This window comes from Desulfurococcus sp. (assembly GCF_038881575.1).
Lineage (GTDB): Archaea > Thermoproteota > Thermoprotei_A > Sulfolobales > Desulfurococcaceae > Desulfurococcus.
Genome location: NZ_JAVZPN010000008.1, coordinates 25,752 through 50,911, shown reverse-complemented (window position 1 = coordinate 50,911; position 25,160 = coordinate 25,752). Strand labels below are relative to the sequence as shown.

22 protein-coding genes are annotated in these 25,160 nt (G+C 43.2%); 9 read left to right on the top strand and 13 right to left on the bottom strand.

All coding sequences use genetic code 11. The features are described from left to right. Positions 1 to 3 precede the first annotated feature (3 nt). Positions 4 to 1,092 carry an MBL fold metallo-hydrolase gene (locus QXV08_RS08120; protein ID WP_342786145.1) on the top strand — a complete coding sequence of 363 codons (1,089 nt, stop codon included), beginning with the start codon at positions 4 to 6 and terminating at the stop codon, positions 1,090 to 1,092. A gap of 26 nt (positions 1,093 to 1,118) precedes the next feature. Then, positions 1,119 to 2,231, top strand: a complete 1,113-nt coding sequence (locus QXV08_RS08115; protein WP_342788211.1) for a glycosyltransferase — start codon at positions 1,119 to 1,121, stop codon at positions 2,229 to 2,231. A gap of 130 nt (positions 2,232 to 2,361) precedes the next feature. Here QXV08_RS08115 and QXV08_RS08110 read toward each other — a convergent pair whose 3' ends face one another. The 4 genes from QXV08_RS08110 to QXV08_RS08095 all read right to left on the bottom strand — a co-directional run bounded on the left by QXV08_RS08110 (position 2,362) and on the right by QXV08_RS08095 (position 6,904). Then, entirely contained in the window at positions 2,362 to 3,057 is a 696-nt protein-coding gene (locus QXV08_RS08110; protein ID WP_342786253.1) for an energy-coupling factor transporter transmembrane component T, read from the bottom strand. Next, the gene (locus QXV08_RS08105; RefSeq protein ID WP_342786141.1) at positions 3,057 to 4,442 is read right to left on the bottom strand and encodes an ATP-binding cassette domain-containing protein; all 1,386 of its coding nucleotides are present in this window, start codon (positions 4,440 to 4,442) and stop codon (positions 3,057 to 3,059) included. The genes QXV08_RS08110 and QXV08_RS08105 overlap by 1 nt, the downstream gene beginning before the upstream one ends. A 112-nt stretch (positions 4,443 to 4,554) precedes the next feature. Then, positions 4,555 to 5,784: a phosphoglucomutase gene (locus QXV08_RS08100; protein WP_342786139.1), complete on the bottom strand. Its 1,230-nt coding sequence runs from the start codon at positions 5,782 to 5,784 to the stop codon at positions 4,555 to 4,557. After that, entirely contained in the window at positions 5,777 to 6,904 is a 1,128-nt protein-coding gene (locus tag QXV08_RS08095; protein WP_342788210.1) for an NDP-sugar synthase, read from the bottom strand. The genes QXV08_RS08100 and QXV08_RS08095 overlap by 8 nt, the downstream gene beginning before the upstream one ends. Positions 6,905 to 7,079: 175 nt before the next feature. Here QXV08_RS08095 and QXV08_RS08090 point away from each other — a divergent pair, with 175 nt between their 5' ends. Both QXV08_RS08090 and QXV08_RS08085 read left to right on the top strand, forming a co-directional pair. Beyond that, complete coding sequence (locus QXV08_RS08090; RefSeq protein ID WP_342786135.1) at positions 7,080 to 7,676, top strand: phospholipase D-like domain-containing protein; 597 nt, start codon at positions 7,080 to 7,082, stop codon at positions 7,674 to 7,676. 49 nt (positions 7,677 to 7,725) lie between these two features. After that, positions 7,726 to 9,255 carry an SLC13 family permease gene (locus QXV08_RS08085; RefSeq protein WP_342788209.1) on the top strand — a complete coding sequence of 510 codons (1,530 nt, stop codon included), beginning with the start codon at positions 7,726 to 7,728 and terminating at the stop codon, positions 9,253 to 9,255. Between the two features lie 19 nt (positions 9,256 to 9,274). On the opposite strand, the gene yjjX is transcribed toward QXV08_RS08085, so the two are convergent. Beyond that, complete coding sequence (gene yjjX / locus QXV08_RS08080; RefSeq protein ID WP_342786133.1) at positions 9,275 to 9,865, bottom strand: inosine/xanthosine triphosphatase; 591 nt, start codon at positions 9,863 to 9,865, stop codon at positions 9,275 to 9,277. A gap of 350 nt (positions 9,866 to 10,215) precedes the next feature. On the opposite strand from yjjX, the gene QXV08_RS08075 reads away from it, so the two are divergent. Continuing rightward, positions 10,216 to 11,289 (top strand): ornithine carbamoyltransferase, encoded by a 1,074-nt coding sequence (locus QXV08_RS08075; protein ID WP_014767008.1) that lies wholly within the window; start codon positions 10,216 to 10,218, stop codon positions 11,287 to 11,289. A 114-nt stretch (positions 11,290 to 11,403) separates the two neighbouring features. Here QXV08_RS08075 and QXV08_RS08070 read toward each other — a convergent pair whose 3' ends face one another. Then, the gene (locus QXV08_RS08070; RefSeq protein ID WP_014767009.1) at positions 11,404 to 11,583 is read right to left on the bottom strand and encodes a hypothetical protein; all 180 of its coding nucleotides are present in this window, start codon (positions 11,581 to 11,583) and stop codon (positions 11,404 to 11,406) included. A gap of 96 nt (positions 11,584 to 11,679) precedes the next feature. On the opposite strand from QXV08_RS08070, the gene QXV08_RS08065 reads away from it, so the two are divergent. Beyond that, on the top strand, positions 11,680 to 13,080 hold the full coding sequence (locus QXV08_RS08065) for a hypothetical protein (protein WP_342781250.1): 1,401 nt from the start codon (positions 11,680 to 11,682) through the stop codon (positions 13,078 to 13,080). Positions 13,081 to 13,093: 13 nt separating this feature from the next. On the opposite strand, the gene QXV08_RS08060 is transcribed toward QXV08_RS08065, so the two are convergent. After that, positions 13,094 to 13,873 carry a hypothetical protein gene (locus tag QXV08_RS08060; RefSeq protein WP_342786130.1) on the bottom strand — a complete coding sequence of 260 codons (780 nt, stop codon included), beginning with the start codon at positions 13,871 to 13,873 and terminating at the stop codon, positions 13,094 to 13,096. A gap of 71 nt (positions 13,874 to 13,944) precedes the next feature. Here QXV08_RS08060 and QXV08_RS08055 point away from each other — a divergent pair, with 71 nt between their 5' ends. Next, the gene (locus tag QXV08_RS08055) at positions 13,945 to 15,594 is read left to right on the top strand and encodes a hypothetical protein (protein WP_342781252.1); all 1,650 of its coding nucleotides are present in this window, start codon (positions 13,945 to 13,947) and stop codon (positions 15,592 to 15,594) included. A gap of 52 nt (positions 15,595 to 15,646) precedes the next feature. Here QXV08_RS08055 and thiC read toward each other — a convergent pair whose 3' ends face one another. Next, positions 15,647 to 16,948 (bottom strand): phosphomethylpyrimidine synthase ThiC, encoded by a 1,302-nt coding sequence (gene thiC, locus QXV08_RS08050; protein ID WP_342786126.1) that lies wholly within the window; start codon positions 16,946 to 16,948, stop codon positions 15,647 to 15,649. Next, positions 16,941 to 17,456, bottom strand: coding sequence for a 4Fe-4S ferredoxin (locus tag QXV08_RS08045; RefSeq protein WP_342786770.1), 516 nt, complete (start codon positions 17,454 to 17,456; stop codon positions 16,941 to 16,943). The genes thiC and QXV08_RS08045 overlap by 8 nt, the downstream gene beginning before the upstream one ends. Positions 17,457 to 17,766: 310 nt before the next feature. Between QXV08_RS08045 and QXV08_RS08040 the strand changes: the two genes are divergently transcribed. Then, complete coding sequence (locus QXV08_RS08040) at positions 17,767 to 19,113, top strand: acetyl ornithine aminotransferase family protein (protein WP_342786769.1); 1,347 nt, start codon at positions 17,767 to 17,769, stop codon at positions 19,111 to 19,113. Between the two features lie 10 nt (positions 19,114 to 19,123). Here QXV08_RS08040 and QXV08_RS08035 read toward each other — a convergent pair whose 3' ends face one another. Continuing rightward, positions 19,124 to 20,554, bottom strand: a complete 1,431-nt coding sequence (locus tag QXV08_RS08035; RefSeq protein WP_404991031.1) for an elongator complex protein 3 — start codon at positions 20,552 to 20,554, stop codon at positions 19,124 to 19,126. A gap of 125 nt (positions 20,555 to 20,679) precedes the next feature. Here QXV08_RS08035 and QXV08_RS08030 point away from each other — a divergent pair, with 125 nt between their 5' ends. Next, positions 20,680 to 21,882 carry a DUF763 domain-containing protein gene (locus QXV08_RS08030; protein ID WP_342781255.1) on the top strand — a complete coding sequence of 401 codons (1,203 nt, stop codon included), beginning with the start codon at positions 20,680 to 20,682 and terminating at the stop codon, positions 21,880 to 21,882. Here the strand turns inward: QXV08_RS08030 and QXV08_RS08025 are convergent. The 3 genes from QXV08_RS08025 to QXV08_RS08015 form a co-directional block, all read right to left on the bottom strand. Beyond that, complete coding sequence (locus tag QXV08_RS08025; RefSeq protein ID WP_342781256.1) at positions 21,879 to 23,048, bottom strand: iron-containing alcohol dehydrogenase; 1,170 nt, start codon at positions 23,046 to 23,048, stop codon at positions 21,879 to 21,881. The two genes, QXV08_RS08030 and QXV08_RS08025, sit on opposite strands and share 4 nt — an antisense overlap. 37 nt (positions 23,049 to 23,085) lie before the next feature. Continuing rightward, the gene (locus QXV08_RS08020; RefSeq protein ID WP_342781257.1) at positions 23,086 to 24,195 is read right to left on the bottom strand and encodes a glycosyltransferase family 2 protein; all 1,110 of its coding nucleotides are present in this window, start codon (positions 24,193 to 24,195) and stop codon (positions 23,086 to 23,088) included. Between the two features lie 112 nt (positions 24,196 to 24,307). Then, a partial coding sequence (locus tag QXV08_RS08015; protein ID WP_342821469.1) for a hypothetical protein occupies positions 24,308 to 25,160 on the bottom strand: 853 nt, incomplete at its 5' end.

Genomic DNA, 25,160 nt, shown 5'->3' with positions numbered 1-25,160 from the left:
TTCATGCTGTCTACAGGTAACTATGCCAGGCTACTTGAATCCATTAATATACGGGAGAACGGTGCCGTAATACTGGGTGAAAATACATCGATTGATGGATATGCCGAGAAACCAGTCAGAGTAATTACACATGCCCATGTAGATCATTTAGGGGGTTTGGAGGAGAGCATCAAATACTCTAAGATGATAATCGCTACATCAATCACCCTGGATCTAATTGAATCCCTTAACTACGTTGATAAGTATCTACTACCATATTACAGGTTAAAGAAGAAGCCATTGAACTATAATGAGTGCATGGTCATTGATGACAACGAGACCCTCTGCATGTTTCAGGCATCCCACATCCCGGGAGCTGCACAAGTATACGTTGAGTACAGGGGGCTTAGACTTGGCTATACAGGCGATTTTAAGCTTGACGGCAAAACACGGGTGATGAAGGACCTGGATGTACTCGTGATGGAATCAACTTATGGTAACCCTAATTATAGGCGACCATTCAAGGACGAGGTTCCAGAGTTGTTCGTGAGCCTTGTTGAAGAAGGCCTCTACCGGTATAAAAGAGTCTATGTATACGGGTATCATGGGAAAGTACAGGAGGCAATGATAATTCTAAGGGAGAAGGGTATCGAGGCACCATTTATCCTGCCTTCCAAGATATATCATTCGACAAGGGTGCTGGAGAGACATGGAATTAAGATAGGGAATTATATGCACGAGGAAGACATGCTCCGTGGGGTAACCCCTGGGGAGAAAGCAGTTATTTTCAAACACATGAATGCAGCTGAATATAGGAGACTCGATGGAAGCGCGTTGCATATTGTTCTAAGCGGGTGGGAGTTTAACAAGCCCTTTAGAAGAATAGATGACTACACGTACCTGGTAGCATTGAGTGATCACGCGGATTTCGATGACTTAGTGGAGTATGTTAGAAGAGGTGAACCAAAGCTCGTGGTTATTGATGCTTCAAGGGAAGGAGATGCATGGAGCCTTAGGAACGCCTTGATCGAGGCGGGGTACTGTGCCATAGTCATGCCAAGCGCGAATCCATGGGAACAATTAAACGAGTGTAGTGGGGGAACGAGTACTTAATGACTTATATTCTAATAAAGCATCATATGTTCAATACATACCTAATGGGTCCCGGCGGCTCCGAGTACGTTACACTTGAAACAGCTATAGCTTTTACGGAGAGAGGTTTTCCAGTATATATAGACTCCGTGACACTAAACACCCCATCTAAGCTAAGGGAGTTAGCGGATCACTATGGTTTAAAACGTCCTGAGCTAAGATTAATTGGGATAGGTGATCCAGCAGGGGATCCCTTACTCACCATAAATACCAGCGGCGATATATTGTCCGGGCACAGCGACGTACTCTATCTGCATTACCCATCGTTCCTCAACTACGATATCTACTACCCCGGCTTAAACGGTATATTTAATCTAGTTGGGAAAACATACTCACTATTAAACTCAGTAATCTTCCCATTTATGATGAAGAAGATTAAGATATACATAGCTAACTCTAGTTTTACAGCATTATTCTTCAAGAAATACTACAATATTGATCCATATGTGATCACCCCACCAGTGAACATAGATGACATAGTGAGCGAACCCTTATTAATAAGGAATGAGAGAGAGTATATAGTCTTAAGCGTCTCACGTATAAGTCCAGAGAAGCATGTCGAGAACATCCTCTACGTTGCCAGGAAATTCAGTAGGGAGAAAAATAAACCACGCTTCGTCATCGCTGGATCACTCTCTAAATATAATAGAGATTACTACGATGAACTCCGTGAAAAAGCATTTAAGGAGGGAATAGATGATATAGTCGAGTTCAAAGTAAATATTTCGAGAACAGAGTTGGTGGACTTATATAGAAAAGCCATGGTATACATGCATCCAACACCCAGAGAACACTTTGGAATCTCGATTGTCGAAGCAATGGCAGCTGGTACACCTGTTGTGATACCGATAGACTCAGGTAGCTGGGTGGATATAGCTTTAGGCAATAGTAATATTGCAGCACCCTATGGAAACATTAATGAGGCCTTCATTCAGGTAAAGACACTGCTAGAGAATGAGAGGCTATGGGTGCATCTAAGTAAGAGGAGTATTAATCGAGCTAGAGAGCTGGATAGACATGTCTTCCATGACAAACTATATTATGCTCTAGAACCATTGATACTGAAGCGATGGGGAGGAACCGCGAACCTGAGGAAATGATGAAGAAGAGCCGAACCCGACTCGCTTAGTGAAACAGTTAAGGGGCAGAAACATTAGATTAAAGCTTTTCTGTATCAGATAAATACTTCTCTGACCCCCGCCCTAAAGGGCGAGGCTTTCAGATGTAAATCTAGCCGGGAATAAATGCCATCATAATGTAAACTATGAGTAGGACGAGTAGAAGTATATCCAGGATATTTACTTCGATACGCCTGTATATGGTTGAACCCCTTAAACCCTTCAACTCAGCACTTATGCCTCCCCATACAGCTCGCTGATAGCTTATTGAGAGCAACGGCGTTATTATGGAGGATATACCACCGGGAGATATGGGGATTCTTCCATATCCCCTTTGCTTACGCATGAACAATATCTCATCCAGGTCTTGCTTTATCAATGGAAGGGATCTGAGGGCGTAGAATATCGGTAATACTATGTAGTATGGGAGCCCGAGTTCCCTGGCTAGCCCTCTAGCAATCTCGCTACTACTATGGGTTAATGCTAAGACGCCTCCCCCGCCAGCTATTAGTAGTAGTCTCAGTGCGACCACCAAGAATTCCTCCAGCGCGTGTTTTCTAATAATTATAGGGCCAGCCTCCACAACAGCCTCTCCTGTGTTCGCGAAGAACAATGCATTCACGAATACGCCGATGAACCCAATTGAGACCAATAGGATTAGGTAGAGGACCCTCCTACCACCATATATGAGGCAGATAACGATGCTGATTACCGATGTCATGATAAGCCATTTGGGGTTTCTAACTATGAATGCCATGAGGGTTATTATTGTAGCGTAGATGAATGTTGAGTATACATGTGGCTTCATCAAGAGGTGACACCTATTTCCTTATACATTGATTCGACGACACGGCATTTCTCCTCCTCCACGACATAGTTATTCCTCACAACATACACCCTATCAGCTACATCAGCGATGAGCCGTGGATCATGTGTGCTTATTATCATTGAGCGATTCCTCCTTAACTCGCTAATGGTTTTAACCAGGTTATTATACAGTGTGTAGTCAAGCCCTGTGGTTGGCTCATCGAGGAGGAGGAGATCTTTACCATACGCATATGATATAAGCAGTGACAACCATCGTCTCTGGCCATGGCTCAGGCGGAGTGGATGCAGGTTTTTCACGCTTTGGAACCATGGAAACATGGAGATGATGTTCTCAACCATTAAACCTGTTCTACGCGCCACATCCATCACTTCCTTCTCAACACTACTATGAATAAACACGAGATCAGGGTTCTGCGGCTTATAGAACATTCGCACATATCGTTTCACTATCTCTCCACCCAATGGCTTGAGGAAACCCGCTAGTGTTTTAAGGAGGGTTGACTTGCCCGATCCATTGGGTCCAACTAAAGCCACTACCTCTCCCCGTCTCACGTAGATGTTGATATTTCTCACCAAGGGTTTACCGTACCCTATATCCAGTCCACGTGTCTCTAGGATTACTTCACCAGTTGATACACCCCCATTTTTACAGGGTGGTGGTTTCTCATAATCTAATATATCTATCTCGTTGAATGGTATTATTCTCTGCTTAATTAACGAATAGTTTTTATCGACAACATCTATGAAATAACCTTTCTTATGCTCGGTGAGGAGTATGGAGCAACCCTTATTCTTTCTCTCTATGATGAGTTTTCTAATGAAATTTATTCCCTCAGGGTCCAGGCTGGCTGATGGCTCATCAAGTAGTATTATCCCGGGGTCATGTACTATTGAAAGAGTTATCGCTAAGCGTTTCTTCTCGCCTCCTGATAGATTCTCCACGTGTTCATTAGCCTTACCCAGTAATCCCAGGGATTCTAGAATGCTGTATGCCTTCCTACGAGCCTCCTCATAGCTGTATCCCCGGGCCTCCAGCAGTGCCACCACTTCATCAAGCGGTGTGGGGTAGATGATTTGTCTCTCAGGATCCTGCATCAGAAAGCCGAGTTTCCCCGGTAAGCTAATATAGTCATTGTAGCTCAATGGGTTTAATCCACCCATGTCTACACGGCCTTCAACCACGCCGTTAAAGAAGTGTTTGAGCACTCCGGTTATACTGAGGAGGAATACTGTTTTACCGGAGCCGGAGGGCCCTGCGATTAAACCAGCCTCGCTAGCATTGATCTCAACCTTGCTTTCAACCAGTATCGGGCTGCCAGCGTGGTATCCAGCTAACTTTATCTCTGCATATATATAATTATCCATCAAATCCTCCCCTGCCCAACAATAATAATTTAGCTACTTGATTTCATCTAGTTGCTTACATTACCCGTTCGAATATATTCGCTATTGATAACATCTATGTGTTTCTCAACTGCTATACGAACTCTATATATGAATCCATCTCCGGGTTATAGATGTATGTACGTATTACTTTATCCCCGGGTATCCTATACCCCCATAACGTCTTAATACACTCAGGGTTGTTGTTACATGCAGTTGATACGTCTTTCTCGTCTTTTAGAGAGCGGGACAGGAGGTTTCTAGCATTAACTACTTCCTCATATACCTCCTTTCTTTGAATGCTGAAAGCCTCGAGTAATTGCATGAATGCTATTAATGCATCATATCCTAGGCTGAACAACGGAGTTATAAAGTCTCCTCTGCTATTCAATGCTAAAACAGGCCTATCCCTTCTAACAGCTTCTATGAGCTTTTCCTCATTCTCAACCACTTTAACCTGGTAGCCCTTATTAATCATGTATTCTACAATTCCCGGTAGAACATACGCGTCGACAACTACACTGCTGTTTACTGGATACCTGGTTAATATTGCTAGGAGCACCTCCTCAGGTAGCAGGAACCCTATATCCTTGATATAGATAGCCAGCGCGGATGCATCTATATTGAATACCACGCCTAGATCAGACTTTAAAGCCTTCGTGGATGCTGCAACCTTACTCATCTCCTTTATATATGGATATGTTTCTATGTTTCCCCTACCACTACTCATCAATGTGTGCTCGAGCTCTAGTAGTGAGAAGAGCCTCCCAAGTATCTCTCCTGATGCACCGTATCCGTGGCTTGCTACAATCTTTAATCCTGTAGCCGAGATCTCATCGGACTTGATGAAGCTGATCAATGCTGAGGCATATAGTTCATGCATGTACTCGGCATAGTTAACCCACCCGATCTCACCTGTCCCTTGACCCTCGGTTTTACCCTGTGTTAGTGCTATTATGTCGGTTATCTCTCTTCCAACTAATTCGTAACCCGGCGCCTTATAGAGTCTTATAGTTATGTGGCCGGGTTTCCTAGGGTTTAAATGTATGTTGAAACCACCTTTCGCCCCGAATCTCTTCATGCTGAAGGAGATCTCACCGCTTACAGCCTCATGGAAATCCATTATGTCGCATCCAACACTCATTAGTCCAGCTGTTAAAGCCCTCTTAAACATCCTGGAGACGGGCCTGACATCTCTTCCACTTACAACCAGTGATCTCTTACCGAGTAGCGAGCCGAATACTGCTCCAAGCATGACGATGTCCTCTAGTTTGATATCGACTAACGGTTCTCCCGTTATTCTTCCATCAACGTATTTAAGCATAAGGTGGTGTCACCTCCGCTGGCTCCATGTTTTTCCTAGAAATATCCCCTCTTACATGGTTACCTGTACCGATCACTGAGGCCACCACTCTCGTGTTTTCAGCGACCTCTACATCATTCATTATTATCGCATCATATATTTTCGACCCCCTCCTAACTATAGTGTTATGCCATATGATGCTTTCCTGTATAATAGATCCCTGCTCCACTGTCACGTTATCCTCCAGTATAGCGTAGGGTCCGATGACAGCGTCCCCCTCTATAACGGCATTCCTACCTATGTATACTGGAGGATGCACCTCTCCCTTCACCAGGGAAGATTCATGCATATAGATGCCGGGCAAGATCTTTGGTGCTCCTGGTTTAAAACCAGCTATTTTACCATCGAGGAGATCCCATGCCACATTCTTGTATGTTTCCAGTCTACCAACATCGTTCCAGTACACATTATGCTTCAAAATATAGCCTTTAACCTTGTATCCATTTTCAATTAAATAGGGAAAAACATGTCTCCCAAAATCCAGTAGACCAGGGTTCTTCTCGAGGATCTCAAGTATGTGTTGGCTGAGCACGTATATCCCGGTGTTGATGAGGTTCTCGTAGGCTGATAAACTCTTTCTCCTGTAGTACGCTATATTCAGTAAGTACACTTCTATGGATAGAGGTTTCTCTATGAATAACTGTATATCTCCCTGCTCGTTCAAGTAGACTATGCCGTATGGTAGTGGGTTTTCAACCTGTTTAAGCGCTATGGTTGCAACAGCGTTTGAGGACTCATGTGATTCATATATCTCTCTATAATCAATATTACATAATGTATCACCCATTGTAACTATAAAGGATTCTTCGAGGATATTACCGAGTAATCTTATAGCGTCGGCTGTATCCTTTGAATCAAGCAGCATAGCTCTTACATATGGGTGATCCTTAAAGTATGCCAATATCTGGTCGCCGAGGTAGCGGGCCACAATGATTATATCTTTAACGCCGTGTTTACGTAGCCATTCTGTGATGTATTCTAATATAGGCTTGCCTGCTAGAGGTATCATGGGTTTAGGAGTGATCTTGGTTAAGGGGTAAAGTCTTGTCCCAAGTCCTCCAGCAAGTACCACTGCTTTCACTCATACCACCTAGAAAGGACTGGAGCAAATAGGATTATATTGCTTGAACCTACCGCATATTTTCTGAATCCGGTGAAACATTATCAGTCCCCTTTCTAGTAAGACTAATAAGATAAAATTACAGCTAATATTTAAAACTCTAGGGATAGATTTAATAAAGGGATCGGGTGGGCTCATGAGAGCCGTTGCAAGCCTATTGATAGTTTTCATATTGGGGATGATTCTCGGGGCATTTATAGGTGTATATGTTTATTCAAGGTATTTCCAAACCGGTGGAGGCGGTTTAATGGTAAATAATACTTGTTCACTTAATCTATTATTGGATAGAGAGTACTATAACGCAGTACTGGGGGCCCTGGGCAGCGCTAATAGAAGTGTATACATAGTAATGTATGTCGTGAAATATGATCCAGGTGAAAGGGGTGATCCTGTAAACATTCTACTGGAAATACTGGCGGAGTTAAAGAATAGAGGCGTAGATGTGAAAATAGTTGTGGATGATACAACCTATAAATCATATAATGATACGATTTATTATCTTTTATCACTGGATATACCTGTAAGGCTAGATGAGTCTTCAGCCGTAACAACTCATACTAAAATGGTGATTATCGATAATTCCACAGTAATACTTGGTAGCCATAACTGGACCGAGTCGGCTTTAATGAGTAACCATGAGGCATCAATAGAGACTAATTGTACAGGCATAGTTTCTAAGGCCCTATCATATTTTGATAATATATGGGCTGGCTCTAGGAGTATTCAAGGATAAGATAAAATTTAATAATATAGGATTTTATTAGGTTTCTTATAAAGAAAGTATGGTGACGGCTTTGAAAACAATGATTAAGCTCGTCATCTATATAGCTGTGATATTTACTTTATCATATCTGTTCACGAGCATGGTACATTTAACCGGGCCTATCGGGAGTAAAATAACCGAGGTTGTAACAGAATATAGGGGTGCTCCAGTAGACTTAGATAGCGAATATGCCGACCTTACACAAGCTATTACATTGACAATATTCTTTACCGTGATAGTAGTAACAATTATAAAGATGGAGTGGCGTGTGGCAGCTGCTATTTCGGGCATAGGTATACTGGTGATGAGCGCTATTGTGCCGCCCCAGGACCTGGTGGTCAAAGCTATTGACTGGAGGCTACTATTATTTCTCATAGGCTCAATGACGTTGGCAGGTATACTCAGGGAGACAGGGGTTTTCAATAGGCTCGCGGTTTCACTGTTGAGTAAGAGTAGGTCATCGCTTGGATTACTTATGCTTCTCGGTATTTTCTCAGCTGTATTAAGCATGATTCTCGGTGAGGTTACAAGCATAATCTATGCTATCATGGTTATTCTGGAGCTTAAGAGGGTAATGAGGATAGATTTAAAGCCATTAATAATATTCACCGTGCTCGCTACGAACACTGGTAGCGTAGCACTACCGATAGGTAACCCTATAGGTATATACATCGCGTTTACAGCAAATATAGCGGTCAGCGAGTTCATAGTAAAATGCCTCACGTTATCACTGCTGGAGCTTATGGTTCTAGTACTACTTTTCAAGCTAGTGCTGAGGGATTATACAAAGGCGCTCGATCAGGAACTGGAACGATCTAGGGAATTAATAAGCAAGTTAAGTGTTGCTAGAACAATCGATGTTTCCGGCATCGAGGTCAAGCATTTTAAGACAAGCATCTTTATACTAATATTCTTCGTTGCCCTGGTAGTCTCAAGTGAGTATCTTGCTAGTTTAATGAGCATACTTACGGGCGTCAGCATTGACCCGCATGCATTGCTGGCTTTCATCCCGTTCTTCTCTATAGCAATAGCGATGTTCGTAACTGATCCATCCAGCATAAACAAGTTAATTGAGTCGGCTGTAGACTGGCCGTCGATGCTGTTCTTCATCGCCTTATTTATTCTATCATACTCACTTAGCTATACTGGTGCTATAGCGAAGATAGCATACGTTATCGCGTCGGCCTCGAGTCTAAGCGGCTTTGAGGGTAATGCTATTACTGCAGATATATTATTAATAGGTTCTGCGGCGTTAAGTAGTGTACTAGACAATCTCTCTGTGATAGTGACATTAATTCAGCCTGTTAAAGTACTCGTCCAGCTGGGTTTAAGTAGGGTATCATACTTCGCCCTGCTCTATGGTGGAGTGTTTGGAGGTAACTATACACCGATAGGTTCTACAGCTAACATAGTTGCTGTCTCTATGGCTGAGAGGGAAAAAATGGGGATTTCATGGAGTGAATGGCTTAGGATAGCTCTTATATCAACAACGATGCAAATAATTATCGCTGTATTATGGAGTGACCTATGGTTACTAATAGGATATTAGGCCTCACCTGAATTATGCTTTACCATGTATCTTTTCCCCTAATATAGAGATCCTCGTTTATAAATGGTATTAAAGCCATTAATGTAGCCATATAGCTTAGATCAGAGCGGATGACAATGTTCTTCGTTAACACACCTATAAAGCCTCCCTTATCTCCAATGTTCTCGGTGCCATAGTATTCGTTCACTACATCTTCCAGCTCCTTCCTACTACCATCAAGTATTTTCTCAGCGAATAACCGGGGTATCTTAAATGCTGGAGAGAATCCTAGCGAACCCACGCCATCCCATCTCTGAATCCATGCTGCTTCCAAGTCATAATATTCTCCATTGATTAGTACCCATCCGGCTTCGATGCCGACACCGTAGCTGCAATCCCTGAGCTTATCCATGGCATGGAGAGCCCTTCTCCTAGCCCCATCTATAACGTTTTCCAGGCCTATTGGTTGTGGTACAAGATTGATTGATGGATTAATATACTTAACTTCAACCTCGTTGAAGAACCTCTTAAATGCATTGGTTACCCCCCTGATTTTAGCTGGGTTCCGTGTGCCAATACAAATAATAACCTTATTTTCACCGACATAGCTTCTTATGGTTTCAGTGCTCATAGCTGTTCACACTGAGGCCCGGTATTGATCCATGCAACGAACATAATATTAATGTTCCCAGCTAACTATTTAACCGAATAACTCAACTCTTCACCAGGTCTAGGACTAGTCATCATAGCCATGCTTAGGTCTTTACCATACCACCTGCTTACCCCTAGATGTGCATATTCTCATTAATTTATTTTTATTCATAGCCTCCAGGGATAAGTGGGATCAAGCTACTTAGAGAGACGAGTGTGGAACCCTGGCACTGTTATATATCCCACTGGTTGTGGGCTCTCATGATTAAAATTTATTAATTCAACCGGATAATACTTATGGATCAATAAATCTAGGTAAGTGAGAGTGGTATGGGAAGACATAAACCCTGGTTCGTGGGATATCTAAAAGGCAAGGATTGGCTCTCTAACTACGACTATGATATAGACACGATATTCAAGGTTCTACAGGCCGCTAAAGAGTTGAAGCAGTTGTATCATAGTGGTGTTAGAAAAGTAAATTGGCTTGAAGGGAAGATGCTGTACCTGATATTCTATAATAAAAGCCTGAGGACGAGGAACAGCTTCCAGACTGGTGTGTATCAGCTGGGTGGGCAGGCCACCTATATTAGTCCTGACCAGGTTTATGCCCCCACACTGCCTGAAGACATGATACCATATCAGACAGAGGCTATAAGTGATGTAGCGAGGGTTCTAAGCAGGTATGGGGATGGCATAGCTATAAGAATATATGGTGATGCCGCTAAATGGGTAATCGGGCGTGGACATAGAATAATAAGGGAATTCGCTAAGTGGGCTGATATTCCAGTGTTAAACATGGAGGATGACGTGTGGCATCCATTCCAGTCGCTAGCTGATGCACAGGCAGCACTTGAAGCACTAGGTTGGCCCAGGGATCTTAGAGGCAAAAAAGTTGTCGTGAGCTATGCATATAGCGGTGGGCTGAAACCATTGGCTGTACCACAGGATGTGGCAAGCATGTTCGCACTGCTTGGTGCAGACGTGTATGTGGCTCACCCACCAGGCTTCGAGTTAATGGATGAAGCAATGCAGATAGCTAAGAAGTATGCCGAGCACTGGGGAAGCGAGTTCAAGATCGTCCACGACATGGATGAAGCATTCGAGGGTGCGACAATAGTCTACCCGAAGGCATGGAGCCCTAAAGGCTTCTTCCCACCATACAATAATGTTGTAGATAAGGAGGGGGCTAAGGCATACCAGGATAAATTCAAGAACTGGATTGTAACCATGGAGAGGCTTGAGAAGGCGGGTAAGCCATACTACATGCATTGTGGACCAGCTGATAGAGGACAGGAGGTAACAGATGAAGTCCTAGACAGCTATGAGAAGAGTCTGTACTTTGAGGAAGCAGAAAACAGGCTCCACGTCCAGAAGGCAGTTATGTCGATGGTTATGGGAGAATAGGCGGTAAAGGATTTTTAATAGGCATCTTTCTTTTTTCCATTCACTTCCTAATATTCCTTAATCTATCTCCTAGTAGATCCAGGAATAAAAACCCTATAATCACGTATCAGCTAATCATTGCTTAGCCTGCTTTTTTAACCGTTTATATAGTTCCTCTCTATCTACTTCAACCAGCTCCTCAAGGCTCATGTTTTCAAGGATGACCCTTGCTATCTCTCTTAGAGATGGATCTAGGTCTTTTAACATATCATCGATTACCTGTTTCTTATCCTTCCCAGGCCTATATATACTCATACCTTGTTCACTACCAATATACCATGTATTAACATGTATTAACAGGTTTTTAATGAAGAATAATGGATTAATTCAGTGTAATAGAGGTTGTTGATAATGAGGTTGTTTGGCACAGCTGGTATACGAATGAAGTACCCTGAAGAACTGGATCCCATCCTTGCATATAGGATAGGCCTCAGCCTCAGCAGGCTTGGGTTGTCGGATACCAGCCACTTAGTCTATGATACAAGGACCACTAGTCATGTCCTGGTTCACGCGCTAGTATCAGGGGTAACAGCTGGAGGAATAGATGCCAGCATCATTGGACTAGCTCCAACTCCTGTGGCAGGATATGCCGGGTTAAAATATAAGAGTATAGGTATCAGTGTGACAGCCAGTCATAATCCCCCTGAGTATAATGGGTTTAAATTCTATGATGTGGAGGGGTATGAGTTTACACGTGAGCTGGAGAAGAGAATTGAGGAGCTGGTCTCAACACCGTTGAAGCCGGTTGAATGGAGCAAGTCCGGCAAATCCAATCACGATCCTCTCCCATTAGACAACTATATCAAAGACCTCGTCGAGTCCTCTACCCCGGTTAAAAAAGCCTGGCAACCCAAGGTAGTTATAGACTGTGCTAATGGGGCATCATACTATGTAACACCATTAGTCACCAGATTACTAGGTGGGATACCTATTACCGTAAACTGTAGTCCAGACGGCTACTTCCCGGGAAGACCCCCTGAGCCTAGGAAGGATGTACTTGAAAAACTATTACCACTCTACGGTAGCGTCGAGCCAGCGGTGATTCTAGCACATGACGGCGACGCGGACCGATTAGCAGTCCTAGATCACCATGCCGGCTTTATTCGACAGGATAGACTGCTCGCATTATTCGCGAAAATACTCTTGGAGGAGAGAAGGGGGCTAGTGATAGTTAGCGTGGACACTGGTAGAGTGATTGAAGAGGTTGTTGAGGAAGCCGGCGGCAAACTTGAGAGATACATACTCGGTAAAACCCATGAAAGAGTTAAGGAGCTCGGAGCAAGCAACGTCGTCATGGCTGGAGAGCCATGGAAGTTAATTGATACCTCATGGGGGCCATGGGTTGATGGAGTAAGGCAGGCAGCCTTACTTGTTAAATTAATTGTTGAAAGAGGCAAGCCTCTCGTAAAGATACTCGAGGAGGAGAAAATACCGGACTACCCATGGGATAGAAGAAGCTACGTGATTGACCCGCCTGAGGTCAGGGTAGACGTGTACAGGGAGCTGGTGGAGGAGTTGAAGGGCAGGCTTGGAGAGCCATTGAATATAATTGGTGTAGATGGCTATAGATTCGAGTACCATGATGGATCATGGGTACTGGTAAGGATCAGTGGTACAGAGCCTAAGATAAGATTATATGCTGAAGCTGAAACCCTTGAAAGACTCAGGGAGATTACGGAAACGGTGGATGAGTTAGTTAAGAAAATAGCATCCCTGAAAAACGCCAGGGTAGCATCTATTACGATTGGTTGAGGCATGGGGAGCTCTATTTCTCTATAAATAATATGATGTCATCGTAGAGTCCATGAGATAGCACTATTAAATGACTCGCGGTTAACCGCGTAAATATCTTTGAAACCAAGTATTTCCTATATAGAAGAGGCCCGTACTTCGAGACCTGATTGATACGTTGCTTCCTATACATGGTTATATCTATTAATGCTAGAACCAGTGAAGCAGCTGGTATACTTATAAATAATGTCTCGATCACTAGTTGGCGAAATACCTCAATATTAATGGGTAAATTAGGTAGATATAGTATAGCTAATTCAATGCAGCTGGCTACAGCTATTCCTGTAGCCAGTATTATGTAAACCCATATGGTTGTGTCAACCAGCAATATTATAAATGCCACCAGTATTTTAACTGGAACACGCGTGACTGGCTTATATAACCCGTAGTGAAGCATTAACGCAACCATGAGTAGGCCTGGTATGATTAAGATAGGGATAAGCCATTCCCTAAGGATGGCGACAGTATCCTGGCCGTATCCTAGCAAGAGTAGTATGTATAATACTAAAATCGGTAGGTATGAGGCTATAAATAGCTTGATCTCACTACTGCCTCTAGGCAGTATCCTCCTCCCAGTAATATCTGATGAGAGATGGTAGGGAAATAAGAGAGTAAAACTAATAATGCCCGGTGTCAACATGGAGAGACCTATAACAATGCACATGGAGTACCTGCCCAACAGCATTACCGAGGCTATTCCAAGTATTAACGATAAGAGGGATAATGCTACAGTATTCTTAACCCAGTTCTCCATGGTCGCCACTCTCAACTAAATTATAATATACCTAGACAGCTCTATAATAATTTAAAATAAATAATTCATGAATGCAGAGGATGCTGGGGATGCCTGAAGAGTGGAGAAATGGCAGACCGCTGATAGTAGGCTTTATAGGCTTTTCCCAGTCAGGTAAAAGTAGTAGGATAAACAATATAATGAAATTAACGGATCATTATATTGCATCCAAGGTATTTACGAGGATATATGAGAAAGGTACACAGCATTCAAGGCACTTCCTACCATTTACCTCGATTATTAAGGGCAGATCGATAGATACAGTCCTCATTACGATTGACTATACGGGCCACGATCACTCAGCCACATATTTGTTTACTGAAAAAATACTTGAACTACTCAACGAGGACTCATTGCATATTATCAGGGGAACGCTTCTAAATGAGATATTAAATATAGCGAGAGAATTAGTGGGCGAGCTGGTGTCTAGTGAGGGAGAGGGAATTAGTAGGGGATTGCTTCTCAGGTTAATTGAGTCGCCTATACCGAGGTATGGGGAGTTGAAAGAATACTTTGACCCATACAGTGAAATATGTAAGTCTATTAAAGGGGTTTCCTGCAGGTCTAGTGAAATAACCTATCTAGTGGAAAGTGTAGTGCAAACCATAAGAGAGGTTAGAAAGAATAGGGTTTCCTTCACTGATTTAAATAAAATCATATGTACTCTCGAGGCAACCAGTGATTCAAAAGATGTTTGCCTCAATATCGGTAAAGCCAATAGTGTCGAGATAGTTGTCGACAAGGTTGAAGGTTATTTAAAGAGGTTGATTATTACAGCCCCGCTCCTTACATACCTGCTTATAGGGCTCCTCATCGAGTCAAATACATTGTTTATACTGGTGCCAGCTAGTATTAGGAGTTACTTGGAGCAGTTAAAGACCCTGCTCCTAGTAGAGAATGATCCAGCCGACTACCATTACTTCATGACGAGTTTTAGGACGCTGGCATGGGCTGGGGAGAATATACACAGTATTCTTACTGACACAATACTACATGTTATTCGCGGTGAAAGAGAGGACGTCAGGGATAATGTCCCAGAAATAGTTAAAGCCTGCGTGGATAAGGTGGCTGGTGATGAGGCATCCAGGCTTAACCTACCTGCTGATTCAAAACAGGTACTAGTAAAGGTATCGCCTTTCATAAGTATTAATGCATACAAGGAGTTTCTCAGGTGTGTTTCCAATGATTTAGATGGGATAGATGCAGAGTTCCTGGAGGAGCGGCTTAACAGGGTGTTAACACGTATAATACTTGAGAAATACCAGGTAGGTCTTCTCGAGAACATTCTAAGGCTTATTGGTCACCTCATTGAAATCGGTGTAAAACCCTTGTTGAATACTATAGTAATTGATTACACCTATATGGATAAAACCAGTAAGCTGTTCAGAGAGGTGGTATCAGAGAGTTTATCAGGTAATTTATTCAACCTAGAGAGAGATACACCAGCCCTCTCAGGGATCTACGGGCTCATTGACAAGGTGTTTAGGAAAAACAATGCGGAGTTAAAGATATATGTAATACCATCATTCATGAGGAATGGTGAGACAACGCCATTAGAATACGTGATGCTAGTGTGCCTACTTGAGGATAAGCTAGCCTCCTTCAAGATAATTGATAAAGATACAGGTAGGAGCAGGGAGTTAACATGCTTAGAGTTATTTAGGAAAACAACTATTGTTTAATTCTTTACCGTTTCCTGCTCTAGGTTATTGTGGTCTCTGTATGATGGTTCACTCATTGTTTTAATGCTGGCTTCTTCAGTAATTTATCGAGCAATAGGAAGACACAGTATTGTCCACACATATTACAACCCCTAGTGGATAATGGGAACTGTGCATAGATCTCTCTAGCCTTCTCAATATCGAAAGCGTATTCAAGTACCTTACTCCATTCCAACCTAGCTCTGTAAACACTTAGCTCAGCATCTCTACGGTAGGCCCTCTTGCCGAGTTTCACGATATCGCCTGCATGGGCAGCGATCCTAGCAGCCACTAATCCTTCCTTGACCTGCTCCATGGTTGGGAGACTTAGATGCTCTGCTGGTGTTAGATAACAGAGGAAATCTGCTCCATGAGCAGCAGCTATGGCGCCGCCTATGGCGGCGGCTATATGGTCGTAGCCCATAGCTATATCGGTGACCAGTGGCCCTAGGACGTAATAAGGGGCGTTATTAGTTAGCTTCTTCATTAAGGTGATGTTACTAGTGATCTGATCCAGCGTCATGTGACCGGGCCCCTCAACGATTACTTGTACATCATGCTCTCTAGCCTGTTTCACTTGTCTAGCTGCCTCTATCAACTCGGTTACCTGTAACTCGTCGTGTTGATCCATTATGGTGCCTGGCCTTAGGGAGTCCCCTATACTTATAACAGCATCATACTCCCTGAATAATTCTAATAAGTAGTCCCAGTGCTGTCTAAACGGGTTCTCCTCATTGTTCTCCAACATCCAGACAGCAAGCATTGCCCCACCCCGACTCACAATCGGCATTATCCGTGTGCTAGCAACCGCCTTCCTAGCTAGTTCAAGGGATAGCGCTGAGTGAATGGTCATGAAGTCGACTCCATCCCTCAATTGTCTCTCAACAATCTCGATAAACCACTCACTCGGGAAGCTCACGCCCCCGTATTTCTTAACGCCTTCTATCCATGCCTGATACACGGGGACTGTGCCCAGTGGTAGTGGCTCAGCCTCTTTTAAGAGAACCCTCCTTATCTCATCTAGGTTGCCCCCCGTGCTTAGATCCATAATGGTGTCGGCACCGTATTTCACGGCTATGTGAGTCTTCTTCTTCTCCATTTCAATATCTACTAGCGTGCCGCTTGTCCCAATATTCACGTTCACCTTTGTATATAATCCCTCACCTATCCCAGTAGTTCTTATACTCTCACGTCTAATATTTCTAGCAATAACTATCCTACCCGAAGCTATTCCCTCCCTGATCTTCTCAACAGGAACACCCTCTATCTCGCTAAGTCTCTTCATCTCCTCAGTAGTATTCCCGGATTTAGCAATACCCATAATTGTTTTAGTCATGGTTCCTCTCCTTTATCCTTAAGTAGTTCCGGTACTCCATGCTGAACTCCATAAGCTTCTCAAGGATCTCCGGCTTCTCTTTAATCAGCTCGTCGACGAGTGATAAATATCTTGCAACACGTATCGAGTCAGGGCTTATCTCCTTGAGCTCGCTCGAATTAACCACCACGTAGTGCTTCTTCGGTATTTTCTCACCAAGTATGTACTCTGCCTCATTAGCGCTTGCATGTAAGGCGAGGCAATGAGGACTCCCGTCTATGGTTACAACCGTGATACTCCTAGGCCTCGAGCTCCTGATGATGCTTGCTAGTTTTCCATAGTGAGCTGGTGACTCTCTCTCAGGACACGCTAGTAATATAACCCTGTTCCTCGATAACTCCTTGAATAACTTGGGATTGACTAATGGGAGGCATGCTGACGCCACCAGTATATCACTGTCCTTAAGCACAGGTGTTTTAACCCAGATACTCCATAAGTGGGGTAACATACATGTGTCCCGGCCACTCATATCGATCCCTCGATATATTGTATGTATCACTTATTTATTAATTTATTGATAACAATATTATTAAGAGAACATGGACACAGTTCAGGCAAGTATTTTAAGGGCGATATTAATGGTAAATAATAAACGGGATGAAGAAGGCTGTACTCACTGAGTAGTGAAGAATCCTTTGAGTGCATCTGACCTGGTTCCATAGGTAGACGGCTTCACTAGGATTCCCAATAGAGCTTATCGATCGAATAGCATTTATATAGTCTAATGTTATATGTATTTATATGTGTAGATATATATGGCATGCAGGGGTGTCGAATTATTGAAGCCCGAGGTAAGAGTGGAGCCAGGCTCACCAGGCAGTAAGTCTAGATACTGGATAGAGGAGCACTTCAAATATGTTGCGACAACAACTCATAGCCCGGAGGAACTCCCCTTGGTAATCGAGAGGGGAGAGGGTGTATGGTTGTATGATGTAGATGGAAACAAGTACCTTGATTTCTCAAGCTCCATAGGAGTAAACAACCTAGGTTATCCAACCCACCCAGAGGTAAAGAAGGCTGTTGTAGAGCAGTTAGAGAAGCTCGCCCATGGAGCCGGCACAGATTTCTTCAACCCATACCAGGTCATGTTGGCTAAGAGACTCGCCGAGCTAGCACCTGGGGGTATACCTAGGAAGGTGTTCTTCTCGAATAGTGGTACAGAGGCTAATGAGGCAGCTTTAAAGATAGCTAGGCAGGCAACTGGGAGAAAGTTCTTCATAGCATTCCTTGGTGGATTCCACGGGCGAACAATGGGATCCCTGGGATTAACGGCTAGTAAAAACATTCATAAGAAACTAGTATTCCCATGGATGCCCGGGGTATTCCATGTACCATACCCTAATCCATATAGGAATCCCTGGCATATCGATGGCTATGAGCAACCTGTTGAACTAGTCAATAGAGTTATAGAGTTCATAGAAGAATACGTCTTCGATAAACTCGTACCACCCGACGAGGTGGCCGCAATATTTGCTGAACCTATACAGGGAGAAGGTGGATACGTGGTGCCCCCATCAATGTTCTTCACAGAGTTGAAGAAGCTGGCTGACAAGTATGGGATACTAATATCTATCGATGAGGTGCAAATGGGTGTTGGAAGAACCGGTAAAATGTTCGCCATAGAGCACTTTAGAATAGTCCCCGACATCATATCAATGGCTAAGGCGTTAAGTGGTGGCGTGGTGCCGATAGGTGCCACTATATTCAGAAGCGAGCTCGACTTTAAACAACCCGGGATACATAGCAACACCTACGGTGGTCATGCCCTTGCATCAATAGCAGCATTGAAAACCCTGGAAGTGGTTGAGAGGCTGCTTCCACACGTAGGAAGACTCGAACCATTGTTCAGGGATGAGTTAAATGAGTTGAAGCATAAAGTCGAGCAAGTCGGGGATGTAAGGGGTATTGGATTAGCATGGGGTGTTGAAATAGTTAAGGATAAAAGCTCTAAGACTCCTCACCCAGCGCTTAGGAATAAGATTGTATCCAAGGCTCTGAGGAGTGGACTAGTGCTACTACCCTGCGGGAAATCCTCGATAAGGCTTATCCCGCCATTAGTGATAAGCGAGGAGGAAGCCAAAACAGGGCTAGAGATATTCAAGAATGCTGTGAAGGAGTCACTGTAGTCTAATGTTTTTACTTGAGATATTTGAACATGTATGGGCTTTCCGGGGGGTGGAAATACCCTAGTCTCCTATAGTACTCTCTGGCACCGACGCCGCTTATCACGAGTATTTTCTTAGCCCCATATTTATTCAGGGCTATATCCTCGGCTTTCTCAACTAGTTTCCTACCCCACCCTACGTGTTGGAACCATACACCTTTCTCCCCTACAGGTGTTTCAGGGCCATAGATATGTAGTTCTCTTATAATAGCGGTATCTCTATCTATCTCCCATCTATGGGCTTTCTCGCTTGGTATACGCATTCTTAGGAAGCCTATTAATATATTTGAAGCCGTATCCTCCACGGCTAGGAATTCCTCGATGCCTCCACTTGCCTCGTATGTCAGCCTGGTTATATTGGTTCTACTGGGATCAGGGGTTTTACCATGTTTATACATTTGGAGTCCAGCCTCCCTAAACCTTATCTCCTGTATTTCTATGCCTTTCTCGACGGCCCTCTTTTCGATTATCTCTCTTAGATTAGCATATCTTGTTCCAGCAGCCACCTCATCAGCCGGGATATCTCTGCGTATTCTCATTACCCTAACGTATTTAGGTATGTAACGGTACATTTCGCTGACTAATTCTATGACGTCTTCATCGCTGTATGGTTTATATTTCCCCTCTTTCCACCACGTGTAGAGGATTGTTCCCTCTATTACCTCGGTGGGGTAGATCTTCAGCATATCTGGTCTAAAATCGGGATTGGTGAATAGTTCTTTAACCATTTCTAGATCCCGGTCAGGATTGCTACCCGGTAGACCGAGCATTATGTGGTAGCATATTTTGAAGCCAGCGTCTCTAAGTATCCGTGTTGACTCTATTGTATCCTTCACATTATGTCCTCTCCTCACTATTTCTAATACATCATCGTATATTGATTGAACACCTAGCTCGACCTTTGTAGCCCCATAGTATAGCATTTCATCTGCATGTCTTTCTCTTCCATAATCAGGCCTTGTCTCTATTGTTAACCCTACAACCCTATACCTACTGGTCTCGTTTCTTAGGATAGCTGACTCTAGGTCGACTCTTAAAGGTGGGCTTCCATATGGGTAGGTATTAAATGCTTCATATATATTTGCGATAAACCATCTCTTATAGGATTCCGGGAGGGCTAGAAAAGTGCCCCCCATGATTATTACCTCTACTTTACTTGGATTATGGCCGAGTGCCTCGTACTGCCTCAACCTCTCGTATACTTGTTTAAACGGGTGGAACTGGTTTCTCCTAGCCCTTCTCACAGCTGGTTCATTCCCGAAATAGCTTTTCGGGGCATTATATCCCAGCCCGCCTGGGCAATAAACGCATTCGCCGGGGCAAGGTAAGGGATGCGTCATAACGGCTACAACTGTTATACCGCTCAGCATTCTAGACGGCTTTCTAACCTGTATATTCAGCATTGCAGGCATCGCCCCGATTTTAATGAATGAGGGCGTGAAACCATTTAACGCTACTACCCTGGATTAATAATCATAGTTTAAAGGATGGTTTATACCTAATTTAATAATAGGGATAAGTGGGTAGGATGTCAAGCGGCTTTGCTGAGCTACCCCTGCATGATGGACATGTGCCGTTGTTTCTGCTTGAGAGAATGAAGAAGCTTGGTGGATTAATAGCTAGATATATTGTTGAATACTACGGCCCGAGGGAATTATTAACCCGTCTCTCAGACCCACTATGGTTCCAGGCATTCAACAATGTCATCGGTATGGATTGGGATAGCAGTGGATCAACCACGATTGTCTTATATGTGTTGAAAAACATGTTCCCACCAAGCATGTTTAGGGATAACGAGATAGCTGTCTTAGGCGGTAAGGGACGTGATTCGCGCAACGTGGTCGAGGAAGCACGACTAGTGGGGGATGTAGTCGACTACAATACTGTTGTTGACACTAGTAGAATGGCTGCCAAAATAGATGGGGTAGCCCTTCAAGATGGCTACAGTCTCTATATTCATGGCTTGATCATCGATTCCAGGGGAGGAATACTCGTTATACAGCAGGGCTTAAATGAGGAGTTAGGGATAGCTAGACGCTACCATATCTTCACAAGTAACCACCCGTTAACAACCAACAGAGATCCACATTCTGGCGTAGCATCAGTGAAGATGGAGCCCTCGCTCAACCTCGTTGATGCAGACAGCCTTAATGCACAGAGAGCGATTGTTGAAATAATTGCATCAACCCCGGTTAATTCTCTGCTTCAAAACATTGGGGAAGTAAACCGTCTCCTCCGGGGCGAACACTCTATTCTTTCATGGAGCAACAGTGGATCTATTAATAGGAAAATGGGAGCCCGGAATTTAATCAAGGAGTGCCCCAGATACTATCGTCCAGTATCCAATATTAGGTTAATGGAGAAAATAGCTGAAGAGATAAAGGAGAGGGGTCTAAGGGAGTTTGATGAATTACTACGTGTGCAGGGTGTTGGTGCTGAGGCCATAAGGGCTCTAGCACTAGTGGCTGACCTTATATATGGCTACAAGCCATCACTCAGGGATCCCACCACGAGCATCATAGATCCATTCATATATGCATATGCCCATGGAGGTAAGGATGGCGTACCATACCCTATTAAGGTGGAGCATATCGATAAAACAATAGATTTCTTCATCAACCTACTTAGTGATTTAAAAACAGGGAATAAGGAGAGGGAATATATGTTGAGGAAATTAGCATTGTTTGCAAGCAAGATAAAACTACAGTATTTAGAGGCCCCAGGAGATTAGAGGGATTTCTCAATTATATCTCTTAAGACGTCGATACTGGGTTTAAATGGTATAGATGTATACCGTGTGTTGATCATTCTCACGGTGAACTCTATCGCTTTCTCAGCATCCTTCCTATCTATTCCATAATCACTTAACCTCTTATCGAGACCTACTGATAACTGGAAGTCCCTGATGGCTTTATATGCCCTCTCGGCATCCTCACTTACTGGTTTAATCTCCGGATCCAGTGGTTTTAATAACTGAGCTGAGACCTCAGGGACAGCTTTATGCGTGTAGTATACGACCATGGGTCCCAGTATAGCGAGGCCTGCTCCATGGGGTAGTTCCGGGTGTAATCCGCTGAAAGCGTGTTCAAGAGCGTGGTTTAAATGAGTCATTGATTGATCGATGGCTATGCCGGCTATCATCGATGCATATAGTAGTTTAGTCCTGTACTCTATGTTATCTAGGTCTCCAAGTATTTTAGGCAGGGTTTCCGCGATTATCTCTATAGCCTCCTTGGAGAGAGTTATTGTTAGTAAGTTGGAGAATACTGATGTAGCCGCCTCATATGAATGATAGAATGCATCCAGGCTTGTATATATTGTTTGATCCCTACTGAGGGTCCTGCTGTAAAGCGGGTCGTCGAAACTTATATCGGGGTATCTAATGGCTACTCCTCTTTTCTCGATGGTTCCATCGATTGTTAATACAGCGTATCTATCTATCTCGCTGCCTGTTCCATGAGTGAGGTTCACGGCTATCAATGGTAAACGCGTGACATTCGATGACAGGGATGGATTTGTCAGGATTTCCACAGCCTTAAAGCCTGTCGTGGCAATTATCGAGGCGAATTTAGCAGTATCTATTACGCTGCCTCCACCTATAGCTATTACTAAGTCAACTTTGTTCTCGACAGCTATTCTACCAGCTTCGTCAGCCATACTTGTATAAGGATTCGCTTTGACCCCATCATAGATGAGATACTCTATGTTCTCCCTCTTCAAGGCTTCAACAACCGTGTCGAGTGCTCCTGAAACCTTTGCCGCACTTTTACTGGTGATAAGTAATGCCTTCCTATGGTTTTTCACGTATTCTCCGAGTTTCTCACGGAGAACACCGTTGCCGAAGAATAGGTATGTATCATTATATCTGAATCTATAGGTTTGATTACAATATTTCATCTCATCCACCTCATATATTATCTCTACTATAATTGTTCTAGTTTTTATCTATTACTATGAAATCACTTACCTCGATTAATCCATAAATCCTTGATGAAGCCTCTATGAAGCCGAATATTGGTATGAGGAAGAATAGGTATGGCTCTCTGCTTCTAATTACTCCATAGGTGTATGATGCGAAATAATAGAGGCTTCCAGGCAGTATATACCATACCAGGCCTAAGTAGATTAGAACCGGAAAGAACATTATTGAGATGATCGAGTTGAGGACCCATGCGAAGGATCTAAAGCCGACGATGAGCTTCATTGGTGTCGGCGAGTACTTTATATCACTTATCAAGCCCTTGAACCATCGTCCACGTTGAATCATTAGATCCCTTATACTATTCGGGCTCTTTATTGAGACCCTGGTATTAGATTGCCATGTCTTATATTTTCTCCTGACTAATTCTATTGCAAACCTGAAGTCCTCGGTTAGAGACCTATTATTGAAGCCTATCTCCTTTAAAACAGCGCCTTTAACTATTAAGAGCTCGCCATGCAATCCTATCAAGGGCTTTCCCAGTAAACCTGTGAAGAACCTGTAAAGGGTTAAATCATCAATGTACCTGATCCAATCCATTGCATAAGCCATCTTGCTTTTACCCGGTCTTGGGAGTAGGATTCCATTACCTGCTACAAAACCATTTGCCTCGTAATAAGGTATCTCATAGAGGAATGAATCATCTAAAATAAGGTTGTCGTCATCTATAAATACATACCATTTATCCGGGGAGACAAAGTGTTCTACGAAGTAGTTTAAGGCTCTTCCCTTTCCCATTAAATCCCTTCTATAGTTTGATGGGACGACTATGAGTTTCACCCCTCTGAAATAACGCAGGGTATTAAGTAGTGGAGCCCCCTCATCAACAACAAGGGTTACATGCCCAAACCTTGACACATGGTATTTTATAGACTCTATAAGGCTCCTCTGTACTTTTTCATTAGCCTTTGAAACAATAACCAGCTCATAGTTATTCGCCTTAAAGCTGGCTCTGTGGGGTTTATAACCTATATACCCTGTTAAACCTATGGAGAGTAGTAGTGAGTATGCAAGCGCTACCCCTACAACCAACTCGGTGATACTACCTGCTAATTCCTGATTCAACCCTAATCATCCATCGAATTGATTTTGCCTTAATCACTCTAATACAGACAATATTATTTTACCAGGTAATTATTAAAGTTTATTATTGAGGGCCGTGAACAACGTGGTGATGTTAAGGAGCTTTGCCCCTGGTTTTCACTGGACCCATGGGGGTTTTCACCACGTATTCTACGTTGACCTCGAGTTTACTGATGAACCTGCCGAGAGCATTATAGATGCTTGAGGCCAGCTCGCTAGGTTCCATGGTAAATATAGGTGGTGTAACCTCAATATTGAGGATGATTTTTCCATGTTGCTTCTTTATTCCAATGTTGAGGAGGTGTGAGCCAACTGCTGCGAGAATTATTGGTAACTCGATGTACATTTTCCTGGTTATTTCATCGGGGATTTCCAGTGTTTTTTCCACTATTTTCTCCCTTATAATTCCTTGCTCCAAGGTTTTCAGCCTTGCAGAATAATTGATTATTGAGGGAGCTATAGAGTATATGTCAAGCAATCTGAGTAATATAAGAATGGTATATAATATAAGGTCTTCATCATTACATGTAATATCGGCATAAACTATTTCCTCTCCATCCATGAATTCCAGTTCATCAATATAACAGGGAATATCTATTAATCTAAGGATAGCATTCGTAGATGTCATTATTTTACCGGATGTTTTAATTTCACTTCTTATCTCCTTTATTAGGGTGTCTATGTGTCTATGTATATAGCTTATAACCTGGGGGTTGAAGCTATATACTTCAACATATCCCTTGTTAAGTTCTTTAAGCCTATTTAACGCATTGGCGCCATTTAATTGCTCGCCCTCAACCTCGAGATAGCTGGCCACTATATCTCCCTGGGTGACATATATTTCGCCGCCTACTTTTTCACCATGCACTAATGCTATACATGTAGCATTTCTACATGTATCTTTCAGATACTTGGTTAGCTCCCCTCCATTGGTGAAGGCCCTCCTA